The organism is Streptomyces sp. NPDC005004, assembly GCF_053600675.1.
Genome location: NZ_JBSGAH010000030.1, coordinates 16,227 through 29,043, shown reverse-complemented (window position 1 = coordinate 29,043; position 12,817 = coordinate 16,227). Strand labels below are relative to the sequence as shown.

11 protein-coding genes are annotated in these 12,817 nt (G+C 71.3%); 5 read left to right on the top strand and 6 right to left on the bottom strand.

Features of this window, described 5'->3' with window-relative positions; genetic code table 11:
* Positions 1-159 precede the first annotated feature (159 nt).
* Genes ACWEEU_RS28755 through ACWEEU_RS28735 form a run of 5 tightly spaced genes read left to right on the top strand, consistent with a single transcriptional unit; the run spans position 160 to position 6,732 of the window.
* Positions 160-2,916, top strand: a complete 2,757-nt coding sequence (locus ACWEEU_RS28755) for a PEP-utilizing enzyme (protein WP_451736229.1) — start codon at positions 160-162, stop codon at positions 2,914-2,916.
* On the top strand, positions 2,913-3,566 hold the full coding sequence (locus ACWEEU_RS28750) for a glutamine amidotransferase-related protein (RefSeq protein ID WP_451736226.1): 654 nt from the start codon (positions 2,913-2,915) through the stop codon (positions 3,564-3,566). The genes ACWEEU_RS28755 and ACWEEU_RS28750 overlap by 4 nt, the downstream gene beginning before the upstream one ends.
* A 25-nt stretch (positions 3,567-3,591) precedes the next feature.
* Positions 3,592-4,404 (top strand): phosphocholine cytidylyltransferase family protein, encoded by an 813-nt coding sequence (locus ACWEEU_RS28745; RefSeq protein ID WP_451736223.1) that lies wholly within the window; start codon positions 3,592-3,594, stop codon positions 4,402-4,404.
* Positions 4,397-5,788: a Mur ligase domain-containing protein gene (locus ACWEEU_RS28740; protein ID WP_451736220.1), complete on the top strand. Its 1,392-nt coding sequence runs from the start codon at positions 4,397-4,399 to the stop codon at positions 5,786-5,788. Before ACWEEU_RS28745 ends, ACWEEU_RS28740 begins: the two co-directional genes overlap by 8 nt.
* On the top strand, positions 5,785-6,732 hold the full coding sequence (locus tag ACWEEU_RS28735; protein ID WP_451736217.1) for an NUDIX domain-containing protein: 948 nt from the start codon (positions 5,785-5,787) through the stop codon (positions 6,730-6,732). Before ACWEEU_RS28740 ends, ACWEEU_RS28735 begins: the two co-directional genes overlap by 4 nt.
* On the opposite strand, the gene murC is transcribed toward ACWEEU_RS28735, so the two are convergent.
* The 6 genes from murC to ACWEEU_RS28705 all read right to left on the bottom strand — a co-directional run bounded on the left by murC (position 6,725) and on the right by ACWEEU_RS28705 (position 12,802).
* Positions 6,725-8,056 carry a UDP-N-acetylmuramate--L-alanine ligase gene (gene murC / locus ACWEEU_RS28730; protein WP_451736214.1) on the bottom strand — a complete coding sequence of 444 codons (1,332 nt, stop codon included), beginning with the start codon at positions 8,054-8,056 and terminating at the stop codon, positions 6,725-6,727. The genes ACWEEU_RS28735 and murC overlap by 8 nt on opposite strands.
* Before the next feature lie 170 nt (positions 8,057-8,226).
* Entirely contained in the window at positions 8,227-8,670 is a 444-nt protein-coding gene (locus ACWEEU_RS28725) for an NUDIX hydrolase (RefSeq protein WP_451736211.1), read from the bottom strand.
* Positions 8,667-9,323 carry a dTMP kinase gene (locus tag ACWEEU_RS28720; RefSeq protein WP_451736208.1) on the bottom strand — a complete coding sequence of 219 codons (657 nt, stop codon included), beginning with the start codon at positions 9,321-9,323 and terminating at the stop codon, positions 8,667-8,669. Before ACWEEU_RS28720 ends, ACWEEU_RS28725 begins: the two co-directional genes overlap by 4 nt.
* Positions 9,320-10,858, bottom strand: coding sequence for a B12-binding domain-containing radical SAM protein (locus ACWEEU_RS28715; RefSeq protein ID WP_451736205.1), 1,539 nt, complete (start codon positions 10,856-10,858; stop codon positions 9,320-9,322). The genes ACWEEU_RS28720 and ACWEEU_RS28715 overlap by 4 nt, the downstream gene beginning before the upstream one ends.
* The gene (locus tag ACWEEU_RS28710) at positions 10,840-11,676 is read right to left on the bottom strand and encodes a hypothetical protein (RefSeq protein ID WP_451736202.1); all 837 of its coding nucleotides are present in this window, start codon (positions 11,674-11,676) and stop codon (positions 10,840-10,842) included. The genes ACWEEU_RS28715 and ACWEEU_RS28710 overlap by 19 nt, the downstream gene beginning before the upstream one ends.
* A gap of 289 nt (positions 11,677-11,965) precedes the next feature.
* On the bottom strand, positions 11,966-12,802 hold the full coding sequence (locus ACWEEU_RS28705; RefSeq protein WP_451736199.1) for a Scr1 family TA system antitoxin-like transcriptional regulator: 837 nt from the start codon (positions 12,800-12,802) through the stop codon (positions 11,966-11,968).
* Between the last annotated feature and the right edge of the window lie 15 nt (positions 12,803-12,817).

The window sequence follows — 12,817 nt, the reverse complement described above, 5'->3', positions numbered from 1 at the left end:
CTGGAGCAGCGCGGGGTCGAGGGGTCGGTGGCGGCGTTTGCGTACGGCGCGGTCCGCCGGGCAGTCCGCCGGGCTTTCGCTCCCGTCCCGCCGCCTTGGTACGCCTGCCAGGGCTAGGCCACCGTGGCGGCCTGACGCTCCTTCTCGTAGGAGGCCCTCATGGGTGCTGAGCTCGCTGTCGTGTGGCCGAGACCGTTGCTCGGCCCCGGCACGGCAGACCTCGTACGACTACGTGACGTGGTCGCGCACGTGCTCGACCGGCCGACGGCGTCGGTCGACCTGACGGTGGCGCCAGCCACGGCCAAGGAGGTCTTGGACCGTCAGCAGCTGGCCGCCGCGCTGTGGCTGCCGGCCGGGGCGGTGCCGTCCGAAGCGGTTAGGCGTGCGCTGCTGGGCCAGCACGGAGTCGGTGTCTGGACCGCGCAGGCCGCGCCGGGCCGGGCGTACAGCTTCGGCCCTATGGCCCTGAGGGCGCACACGCGATGCGTGGAGAGCGGCTGCTCCCCGGCGGGTGCGAGTGCGGCGGCAGTCGCCCGCCATCTGGTGGCGCGACACCGGGTTCCGCTCGCTGGCCCGCGGCCAGGGCTGGTTCCTTGGCAGGTCGGCGAGCAGCGGGCACGGCTGCTGCTGGGCGGCAAAGACGTGTCGCTGCGACGGCTTGCGCCGTTGCTGACCGGGGTGCGGGTGGACGCAGGGCTGTCGGTGACATGGCGGCAGTGGGAGCGCGATCCCGCCCAGGTGGCCGACGACGTGGCTAACCGATATCCGGGCCGACCGGTGATTGTGCGGTCGTGCGCGGACGGCGAGGACGGCTGGGAGCGGTCGGCGGCGGGTGCGTACCTGAGTGTGCCCGTGCCGGTGCCAGCGGTGCCGGGAGCGCTCGCCGGGGCCGTGCAGGAGGTCTTCACCTCCTACGGCACTTACGGGCCCGGTGCCCGGGTGCTCGTCCAGGAGTGGCTGGACCCGGTTCAGGCGGCCGGCGTTGTCACCACACGGACCGTGTCGGGTGCCCCGTACTACACGGCGGCAGTCGACCTGGTCTCGGGTCGCACGGACACGGTCACCGCCGGTACGGGAGCCGGGGTGCAGACCTGGTTCGCGCGCCGCCCGCAGGGGTTTGAGCGCGGGCGGCCGGATATGCCAACCGCGGCCACGCAGTTGCTGGACGCGGCCGTGGAGGCGGAGAGGTGCGCGGGCACGAGCCGTCTCGATGTGGAGGTCGCGCTCGCCGACGGCGCGACGCACCTGTTGCAGGCTCGACCATTGGCGGCGGCCCGCGCGGTCGCAGACGAGCGCGTGCATGGAGTGGTGGACGGTGCACAACGGCAGGTCGCTGGCCTGGGGCGCCGTCCGGGCGTCGTCCCGGACTGCCGGGCGGGGTTGTTGCTATCGACGATGGCGGACTGGAACCCGGCTGAGATGCTCGGCCGCCGGCCCACACCGCTATCAGCGTCGCTGTACTCGGCGTTGATCACCGACCGGACGTGGGCCGAACAGCGTGCGGCGTATGGCTACCGGGACCTGCGCGGCACCCGGCTGATGCACATGGTGGCGGGCTCCCCGTACGTCGACGCGGTCGCAAGCCTCGCCTCGTTCGTGCCCGCCGGGCTGGACGATGCGCTGGCCGGCGCGGTGCTGCGGGCGATGAGCGCGCGGCTGGCCGACGACGTGTCAGCGCACGACAAGATCGAGTTCGAGATCGCGGCGACGTGCTGGACCCCGCTAGTGGCGCAGCGGACCGAATACCTGGCCTCGGCCGGGATCGGCAGCGCGGCGCGGCGACGGCTGAACGGGCAGCTGCTCGCCGTGACACGTGCCGGAGTGCAGCGCCTGGCAGACGACACCCAGTGGCTGGCGGACGCGGCGGCTCCGACACGGGCGGACGCCGAACCGGCGCGGCTGGCGGCGACGCTGACGGCGGCCCGCAGGGCGGCCTTGCGGTTCGCGCACCTGGCACGGGCGGGGTTTGTCGCCACTGACCTGCTGCGGGTGCTAGAGGCCGAGGGGCTGGTCAGCTCTCGGGAGGAGTGGATGCGCGGGCTGGGCAGCCCGGCGACCGCACTGCGGCGGCACGCCAGCGAGGTCGCGACCGGGCGGTTGGACTGGGATGCGTTCGTGGAGCGCTACCGGTGGATCAGACCAGGCACGTACGACCTCGCGGTGCCCGCGTACGGCGAGGACCCGGACGGCTACCTGCGGCCCCTGCTTGATGCTCCGTGGAGGGAGCCGGATGCGGCCAAGGCGCCGTGGAGCAGCCGGATGGCTGGTGCGGTGGGCCGGGCCGTGGCCCCGCTGGGGCTGGACGCGACCGGGCTGGAGGCGTTCTGCCGGACAGCGATCACCGGCCGGGAGTATGGCAAGGCTCTGTACGCGTCCTGGGTGAGCGCCGCGCTCGAAGCCGCCCGCGCCCGGGCGTTGGCCGGAGGAGTCTCAGGCGACGACGCCCGTTATCTGCGTGTCGATGAAGTCTTGGCCGGCCGCGCGGGCCGGTGGCCGGCGTTGGTGGTGCGGCGCCGGGCGCACGCGGGGGTGTGCGCGCTCGTCGAGCTGCCGGACGTGATCACGGGGCCGGAGGCGCTCGACTGCTTCGCCCGCGGGCAGGGGCGGGCGAACTTCGTCACGGGCGGGGCGGTCACGGGATCCGTCCACACCGACCCCGTCCCCTCGTGCCCGCCGCCGGCCGGGGCTGTGATCGTGCTGGAGGCCGCGGACCCGGGATACGACTGGGTCTTCGCCCACTGTCCCGGTGCCCTGGTCACCGCGTACGGCGGTGCGAACTCCCATATGGCAATCCGGTGCGCCGAGCTTGGCGTCCCGGCCGCGATCGGCGTCGGCCCGGCGACGCACGCGGCGGTGGCCGCGGCCCGGTCTGTCGTCGTGGACGCGGGCGGCGGTCGTGTGGACGTGCTCTCATGACCCGGCAGGAGGGCTGGGTGGCCGTCACGCAGCGACGGGTGCGGTTTCCCACACGGGGCGAGGAGGGCGACTACCTCGACGCGCGGTGGATGCCGCTGCTAGCCAGCCACCGGGTGGTCCTCGTGCCGGGCGACCTCGGCGCGGCCCGCCGGCTGCTCGACGGGCTGGAACTGGCCGCGATTCTCCTGTCCGGAGGCAACGACGTGCCCGGCGCCCCAGGCGCCGTCGACTTGGCACCGCAGCGAGACGCCGTCGAGCATTGGCTACTGGACCGCGCCGAGCGGATCGGGACGACTACGGTCGTCGGGGTCTGCCGCGGCGCGCAGGTCCTTGCCGCCCGGGCTGGCGCCCGCCTTGCTGAAGACGCACCGCGTCACGCCGGGACACATCACGACGTCCGCGCCGTTGCCCCCGCCAGTTGGGGCTGGCCGGAGACGTTCACCGTTGCCTCCCACCACCGCCACGTCCTGCCTGCCGCCGGACTGCCGACCGGTCTCCGGGTGCTCGCCGTCGCAGACGGAGGCGCCACGGTCGAGGCATTCGCCTACGAACGGCTGCCGTGGTGGGGGCTGATGTGGCACCCCGAGCGTGAATCGCCGCCCCGGCACGCGACCCGCGCCCTCGCCCAGCTGCTCGACGCCACCACTTGATCCGCCCGAAGAAAAGGGACTCTTCATGCGTGCCGTCATCCTCGCCGCTGGCCGAGGCTCGCGCCTCGGCCCCCTGAGCGATTCCCGCCCCAAACCGCTGCTGCCGCTCGCGGGCATCCCGTTGCTGACCCGCCTCCTGCACAGCCTGGACGTGGCCGGGTGCCATCCCGTCACCCTGGTCACCGGCTACCGGGCCGACGAACTCGCCGCACACGCGCCCCACGCCCGCACCGTGCACAACCCGGACTGGGAACACGCGAGCATCGCCTCCAGCCTCCTGGCCGCCGCCGACGCAGGCGCCCTCGACCACGGAGCGATCGTCACGTACGGAGACATCGCCGTCGAGCCGCGCGTGCTCACCGAGCTGATGGCCGCGCCGCCCGCAGACGTGTGCCTGCCTGTGAACACCCGGTGGCTTGAGTTGTGGCAGGCCCGGATGAACGAGGTGCTCGACGACGCCGAGCGGCTCCTGACCGACCCAGACGGGCGCCTCGTCGCCATCGGCGGCAGGCCCTCCGGACTCGGTGAGGTGCACGCCCAGTTCATGGGCATCCTGCGGCTGAGCCCCGCCGGTGCCCGCGACCTGACCGACTTTTACCAGGCCGCCGTCGCCGAGAATCCGGCCGCGGCGCGCTGGGACACCACCGCCCTGCTCGCCGCCTGGCTCCAGGCGGGCGGACACGCCACCACCGTGCCGGCCAGCGGCGGCTGGCTGGAGATCGACACCCCCCACGACCGCGACGTCTACGAGCAACTGAACGACGACGGCCGGCTGATCAAGCTGTGCGACCTCAGCACCACTCACCCGAACGTCGAAGGAGACGCGACCGATGCCTGACTCCCCGCGCCCACTCGCCGGCCAGCACGTCCATTTCAACGGCCTGGGCGGCAAGGGCATCGCCCCCGCAGCTGCTCTCGCGCATCAGGCCGGGATGCGTGTCACCGGCGACGACCTCGCCGACAACCATCGCACCACCGCGTTCACCGCCGAGGGCATCAGCGTGACCCTCGGTGCCAACACTTCCCCCCAGGGCGCCGAGTACCTCGTCGCCACCGGTGCCCTCCCGCGCCAGACGGGCGGCCCGCGGCGGATGGCTCGCCTGGAGTTCGTCCAGCACCTCCTCGCCGCCCACGAGAAGAAACTGATCGCGGTCGCCGGATCGCTGGGCAAGTCCACCGCCGCCGCCCTGCTCCACCGCGTCCTCACCCCACTGGCCCCCTCCGCCTACATCGGCGCCGACGTCGCCGGCCTGCTGTGCGGCGGCCGTCTCGCCCCGGGTGAATGGGCGGTCGTCGAGGCGTGCGAGTACCAAGGCGCCTACCGGGCGCTCGCTCCGGAGATTGTCATTGCCCTCAACCTCGTCCAGAACCACGAGGACGACTTCGGCCCCGGAACGGCCGGATTCGAACGCAGCCTCGCTGGCTTCCTCACCGATCCGCCCGCCCCGCCTCGCCTGGCCGTCATGCCCGAGGACGTCGCCGCCCTCCTTGCGCCCCGCCTCGCCGGCAACAGCTCGCTGATGCTGGAGACAGTCGGAGAAGACGCCGACTGGACGATCGACATCACCGGCGCCGACCCCACCGGCACCACTTTCCGCCTCGCCCAGCACGGCACCCACGCCGGAACGTGGTGCATACCCGCGCCTGGCCGCCACCTCGTGACCGCCGCAGCCTGTGCCCTAGTCACCTCCCTACACCTCGGCGTCGCCCCCGCCGACAGCGCCGACGCCCTCGCCGGCTTCCGGCTGCCGCGCCGCCGAATGAGTACCATGCACCACGACAACCGGCTCGTCCTCATCGACGACAACGCCCGTCAGCCCGGCCAAGCCGCCGCTCTCCTCCAGGCCCTGCGCCAGGCCCACCCCGACCGTCACCTCGTGATCGCCGTTGCGCCCTGGGGCCGCAAGAACCAGCGAGACCTCGCCGCCTGGGCGCTCGGCCTGTCCGAGGCCGACACCGTCTGGGTGTTGCCCGTCGGCGACGCCGCCGTCCCCGGCGGCGAAGCCCCCGACGCCGATGTCCGTCTTGCCGAGCTCATCCGGCTCGAAGGCACCTCCGCTTACACCCTCCGCCCCGGCAGCGACCTGCCGCTCCCGACCGGCCGCCGAGCCGACAGCCTGGTTGTCGCCACCGCCGGATATGACGCGAGTCTGAAAACGTTCTCCGTCCTGCACGACCAGACCATCGCCGCCTTCGGCGCCGACCCGGCCCCTGTCGCATGACTCGCGACCTCGGCACCGTCACCCTGCTGGCCGCCCGGGCCGACGGCAGCGTCATCACGGGCCCCGAAGGCTCGCCGCCCAGCACCAGGCTCGCCCCCGGCGTCACCGTCGGCACCGCCCTACACGGGCTGGAAGACGTCCTCGGGCTCGGCCATGACAGCACGCACCTCGTCGTCACCGACACCACGGGCGAAGGGATCACACATCATGTCGCGTGGTGCGGGCTACTGCCCGCCTCCTGGACGCCCCCCGACGAGCAGCGGGCCGCCCCATTCGGCCGGGTCCTGGCCGCGATGGTGCCAGCCGTCAGGACCAGGCTCCGCGTGGCAGCCCGCACCGGCCTCCTTGGTGACCAGGCCGCGCACCTGACCAACGGCCTTCCTCCCGGCGCGCAGCCGACCAAATCCGAGCGCACAGCGGCCCGCTTCACCTGGCACGCCCGAATGCCCACCGCCGAGGAGGACCGGACAGTGCACCAAGTGTGGGGATGGCTAACCGACCCGCATGGCCGGGTCCTGGTCGTCCTCGACGCCAACAACGCCCCCAGCCTTCCCGGAGGACGGCCGGAGCCCGGCGAGAGCCTGGCAGAAACTCTCGCTCGCGAGGCCATGGAGGAAGCCGCCGCCCGGCACGGCAAGCCTACGGTGCTCGGGTTCCAAAAGGTCACCGAAGCCGGTCAGACGCCGTACCGGCAATTGCGGATGGCCGCGCCGCTCCTCGATATCGGGCCGGCCGCGCCCGATCCGGACACCGGGGAGACCTACCGGCGCGTCCTCGCCCCCGCCGCGCACGCCAACCTGCTGCTCGGCTGGGGCCCGGAAGGCGATGCCCAGGCCGCCGCCATCGCTACCGCGTTCCCCGGCAGACATGGCTGCGCCCTGCGGCACCTCCCCGAGACGGGGTGGCTGCCGCAGGGCGTGGAGAAAGACGTGGAAGTCAGCTGACCAGTGACTCGGCGAGGGCGTTGACGTCGCCGGCGCCGATCAGCATGACCACGTCACCGTCGGCGGCCTCCTCCAGCAACTGCTGGGCAAGGGCAGCCCGGCCGGGCGACATCCGAGTCTGCGGGCCCCGGGCGGTGACGTCTGCGGCGAGCTGTTCGGTGACGTGCGTCCACTCCTCGGGCTTCTCCCGGGCCGGGTAGACCGGCTCGACCCACGCGAGGTCCGCCGTGCCGAGCGCGTCGAGGAACTCGCTCTGGAACTGCTGGGTCCGGGAGAACAGGTGCGGCTGGAACACCGCCAGCACCCTGCGCCCCTTGGCGACCTGCCGGGCCGCTGCCAGCGCGGCGGCCACCTCCACGGGGTGGTGGGCGTAATCGTCGTACACTCGCGCCCCGGCCGGTGTACGACCGCGCAGCTCGAACCGGCGTGCCAGACCTGGGAACGACAGCAGCGCCGTGCGGATCTCTCCGGGCGTGCAGCCACGGGCGAGGGCGACCTCGACGACGAGGGCGGCGTTATGGAGCTGGTGAACGCCTGGCTGGTTGACCTCGTAGCCCTCGCCGTGGAGGCGGAACCTCATCGGCTCATCGTCGACGAGCTCCGGCTCGACGACGGTGATCTCCGACACGAACGGCGCCAGGTGACCTGCGGCCTGCGCGGAGACGATGGCCTTCTTGGCGTTCGTCGCGAACTCGCCGAGCACCTTCGCCACGTCGGTGACGTCGTGATAGGCACCACCGTCACCGACGTGGTCGAGGTCGACGTTTGTCACGACGGCGGTGTGAACGTGGTAGTTCAGCAGGCTCTTGTCGGACTCGTCCGCCTCGATCACTAGCATCCCGCCCGCGCCTGCCGCCGCGTGCACGCCCGGCGGGCGCAGCAGCGCGCCGACCACGTAACTCGGCTCCTTCCCGCAGATGGACAGGACGTGCGCGAGGAGCGCGGCCGTGGACGACTTGCCGTGTGCGCCGCCGACTGCGACTGTCTCGTGCAGCGCGGTCAACTCGGTCAGCAGGCCGGACCGGTGTACCTCGCCCAGGCCCTTGCGGCGGGCTTCGGCTCGTTCGATGTTCTCCGGCCTCACCGCGCTGGAGAACACCACCTCCGCCGGGGCGTCCGGTACGTTGACGACGTCGTGACCGACGACCACACCGCTCACACCGTTCCGCGCGAGGGACTCGGTGTAGATCGTTTTCTTGGTGTCGCTGCCGGTGACGTGGGCGCCCAGCTCCCGGGCCATGAGGGCCAGCCCGGACATGCCGCACCCTCCGATCCCGATGAAGTGAAGACGACGGTCAGCAAGGGGCTTTCGGGCATCTGGCATGTTCCGGAGTCTAGCGACGTCCTTCGCCGTCTCAGTGGATGTCGTCATGGGCGGGGCGAGCCAGCGTGCGACCACGATACGGATCCGACGTGCTCGGCGGGGTCGAGTGAAAATCCCGCCGAGCTGGCCTGTGGACGGCAAGGCTGGTTTGAAGGTGATCCCCGCGCGTTCTACTGCCAGTTGTGTTCTGTGAGGAGGGGGCTGCGGGCGAGGTAACCGCGCAGGCCCGCTTCGGGGTAGGCGATGATGTTGCCGGGCAGGTCGTGGTCGGTGAACCACTGAAGAGCCAGGCACTTCTCTGGCTCCTTGTTCTCCGGATTTCCCTGCCACTTCGTGGCCTCGAAAAAGAACCCGATCCGCTCGATGATGTCGCTTTGGCGGTGGTGGACGACCTGCACGAGACGCAGGTCGTCCGGGTCTACGAGGACGCCGGTCTCCTCTCGCAATTCGCGGGCGGCTCCGTGGGTCAGCGGCTCGCCCTGGTCGAGCTTGCCGGAAGGCAGGTGCCAGTCGCCGTGACCGTACGGCCCGCCGCGTTGGGAGAGGAGGATTTTTTCGCCGTCGCGGAGGATGACGTGGGTGTCGACGACGGGCTGTGCTGGTTGTTTGCTCATGATTCCTGGGTGATGGGGGTGGAGGATGAAGACTTCGACGGTAGCGGGAGGGCGGGGACTGCATCGGCGATTTGGCGGGCGACCTCCGAAGGAGTGAGGTCGCTGGTGTCGATCACGAGGACCTGGGCGCCGCTGCCTGCCAGGACGGCTGCTGTCTCCTGGTACAGCTCGACTTCGCGCCTGGGGCCAGTCGGGTCGCCGCGGAAACGGTGCGTGACTCCTGAGGCCGCGATTCGCTCCTCGATGGTGCCGGGCGAGGCGGTGAGGAGAACTGCGAGGTCGGGGGCGGGTGCGAGTCGGTTGAGGTCGAGCAGGAAGTCCAGGGGTACGCCGTCGAGCTGCTGGAGGACGAGGCTGGATGGGACGTACCGGTCGGAGATGAGCAGGTCGCCCGCGGCGAGTGCGGGTTCGACGGTGGTCTCGATGTGCCGGTAGCGGGCTGCGGCGACGAGGCAGGCCAGCGAGAGGCTGTGGAGCTGGTCGGCGTGGGCGCGGGTGAAGTCGCCGAGGAAGTCGTGGGGCGGCTCGGTCGTGAGGCGGGCCGGGGTGCCTCGGCGGTCGAGGAGGGTATGGAGTTCCTTCAGGGTGGTGGATTTGCCGACGCCGCTGGGGCCGTCGATGGTCAGGAAGAAGCCTCTGCGGGTGCTGGTCATGCCACCACCATCCCGTCGCGGTTCCGCTCGTGCTGCTCTCGGGTGAGGGTGGCCAGGGTGGTGCGGATCTGGTCGAGGGGGACGTCGCCGAACTGGATGCCGACGGAGAAGTTGAACTCGTCGCGTTGGCGCATGGATTCGTCGGCGCCGTTGGCGGTGAGGTCGATGTCGCCGTAGGCGAGGAGGGTGTCGGGGCGGTGGCCGGCCTCGATGAGTGTCGTCCAGACCGGGGTGCCGGGGTAGGGCCGGAACTCGAAGACGCTGGCGCGGAGGTCGGCCGGGCTGCGGTCGGCGACCTTCCACAGGGCGCGGATGTGCCGCACGGTGGCGTCGAGGTCATCTCGGCTCTCGCCGGGGTAACCGAGGATGAAGTACGCCTTTACGCCGATGCCGCGGGCTAGGAGTCGGCGTGCGACGCGTTCGGTCATCGCGGCATTGATCCGCTTGTCCATGGCCCGCAGGATGCGGTCGCTCCCGGACTCGATGCCGAGGGCCACCTCGCGCAGTCCGTTGGCGACGAGGGTGTCAAGGTCCTGGTCGGTGAGCCGGTCGAGGACGTTGATCCGGCCGGTGGCGTCCCACACGTACCGGTCACCGATGCCGTGCTCGGCGAACACCTTCATGTGCTGGTAGATCACGTCGCGGACGCCGAGGAAGAGGTCGTCGACGAACCGGAAGGCGGTGACTCCGTGTCGGTCGTGCAGGGCGTCGAGTTCGCCGATGATGTTCTCCGGCTCCCGCACGCGGATCTTCACGTCCCGGTTGGCACTCCACGCGGCCCCGCAGAACGTGCAGTTGTAGGGGCAGCCGCGGCTGCCCACGATGTTCGCCTCCCGGTGGCCGCCGAGCGCGGCGGCGGCCAGATGGGGTGCGGGCTTGCTGCGCGCGAGACGGCGGTCGGCGGCCGTCGGCGGCGCCGGATAGGGGTCCTGGGCGAGGAAGGCGCGATCGACGTAGGGCAGCGCGTTGATGTCCGGACCGAGCATCAGCGCAGTCGTTCGGGCGTCGGCGATGCCGACACCGGTGGTGCCCAGGAGCCGGTCGCGCCAGCGCACCTCGGGCAGCTCGCGCCGGCGCTGTTCGTCCTCCAGAAGGGCGGCGACGCGGGTCTCGCCCTCGCCGATCACCAGCGCCCTCAGGTTACTCATCCGCGGGTCGGCCAGTATCCGCTCGGGCAGCGCCTTGGCATGGTGGCCGCCGACCATCACGGCGATATCCGGGTCGAGGCGGGCGGCGATCCGCGCGGACATCTCATAGGTCGGCGCGAGCAAATTCATCGCGGCCCACCGCGGCCTGCTCTCGTTGACGAGTTCGGCGGCCTCCGCGATGCCAAGGCCGTGGGCCTCGGCATCCAGGACGCCGACGTTGAAGCCCTTGCTCTTGGCATAGGTGGCGATGTAGGCCATGCCGAGGACGGGCAGGGTGAAGTCGTTGGTCCGCGGGCGCGCCTCGTAGTCGCGCAGGGGTGCGTTGATGAACACGGCGTCGAGCGGGTGATCGGGGCTGGCGCCGGATATCAGTCGTAACTGTTGCACGGGTCGTCCTCCGATTCGGAGCGGGCGTGAGAGCCCCAGGTCAGGGTGGAGAGGGTCAGGGTGTGCAGGGCGGTGCGGTCGGCTCCGGCCCAGCCGGTCCACAGCGGGAGGAAGGACTTGTCCTTCTTTCCGGGCCACGGGTAGGCGGGGGCGATCCGTTCGGCCCAGGTGCGTACGGCCAGGTCGTCGTGCGGGTAGACACTGAAGTCGCCGGTGTAGTCGGCCGCGGCTGCTGCGGCTGTCCACGGGCCGATGCGCGGGATGCCGGTGAGCGCGGTGGCCAGTGAGGGTGCATCCAGCGCCTCCCATTCGCCGTGATGCCGGCCGTACTGCTCGGCGGCGGCCTGCAGGGCGGTGCGGTGGAACTTCGCGCCAACGGCCTGGAACTGCTGCTCGGAGAGGGCCAGCACCTGGGCGGGGGGCGGCGCGACGCTGAAGGTGCCCTGGGCCCGGTCGATGGTGGTGCCGTAGGCGAAGCACCACGCCCGGTACAGCTTGCGGGCCTGCTCAGCGCGGACGACCTGCCGCAGGATCGCCGTCGTGATCGCGTCCCACAACCACGGGTTCGCCAGGCGGTGCGTGGTGCCGAGGCCGGTGAGACCGTCGTGTAGGGCGGAAGGAATAGCCGACGGCAGGTTCGCCGGGTCGGTCGGCACGAAAACGGGAGGCGCGCCCTGGGCGCCGTCCACGCATTCAGCGCGCCGTCCGCTGTGGTCGTGGGAGAGGATCCAGAGTCCCGTCGCCGTGCGGACGGCCCGAGCCACACCTCCTTCCTTGCGTGCGATCCAGGCGGGGTGATCGGTGGTCAGGGTGCTCATGGGGTAGCGCCTTCTCGTCGGGGCGGTTCGCGTCGCCGGTAGCCTCTCGCCCTCGCCGTCCCGACACGCCACAGGCGCACCAACTTGGGGTGGCCGCCCTCCTCCGCCGAGCTGAGGAGGTCGAGGACGGCGGTGCTCAGGCAAGCCGCCCCCCACGACTGCGCCGAGAGATCGTCCGGTGGTGTGGCGGAGGGATGATCGCGGCTCGCCGCATGAGGGCGATGTCGCCGCTCTCCGCGTTGGGCGGGGGCTGGCACCGTCAAGATGGCCGCGAAGAGGTCGGCCGGCGTCATATGGCTGCCTCCCACCATTCGGCGGCCTGTCTGATCAGTCGGTACGACTCTTCGCGCCCGTGGGCGTCGCTGATCGCTCGATGGAGGTTGTTCAGCAGTGCCTGGGCGCGGCGGGTCCGGGTCTCGTACCAGGGGGCGAGGTGGCAGCTGGAGATCATCCAGTGCCCGTTGACGGCGAATGCGGATATCTGGCCCGCGGTGGGGTGGACGGCGGTGCGGCCTCTGTTGGGCAGGACGCGGATGGACACCGGTCGGGCGCGGTTGTCCATGAGGTCCAGCAGGTGCCTCAGTTGTGCGGCCCAGACGCCGTGGCCTCCGACGGGGTGGCGCAGGATGGTCTTGTCCAGGAGCAGTGTCCGTCGCCAGACGCGTGGTGTGGGTGCGTGTGCGAGCCATGCGGGTGGTTGCTTGTCGGCGGGCAGTTCGTCGGTGGCGAGGCCGGTGGCGGTTACTGCGGCTCGGTAGGCGGGTGTGCGGAAGCTGGAAGGGATCAATGAGGTCGCGACCTGAACGGCGTCGGATGCGGCCCGGGTGACGGCCGCGTGTCGTGCGATCGGTTTGCCGCTGACCGTGTCGACCCAGTGCTCCAACGAGTCAAGGCGGGCACGGCTCGGCCGGCCGTAGGGGTCCGGGCAGTTGAGTCGGAGGTAGGCGATGGTCTGGGGCGGCACCTGGTAGTACCGGAGGAGGGTCTCAAGGGCCTGGGGTGTCATGGGGGTGGCGGCCCGCTCCCAACGGGTGATCGTGGAGATCGAGGTGTGGGTGCCGCGCGCGACGTCGTCCAGAGTGGCGTTGGCCGTGGCGCGCAGGGCGCGCAGGTACACGGACAGCACGATCTCGATCGGGAA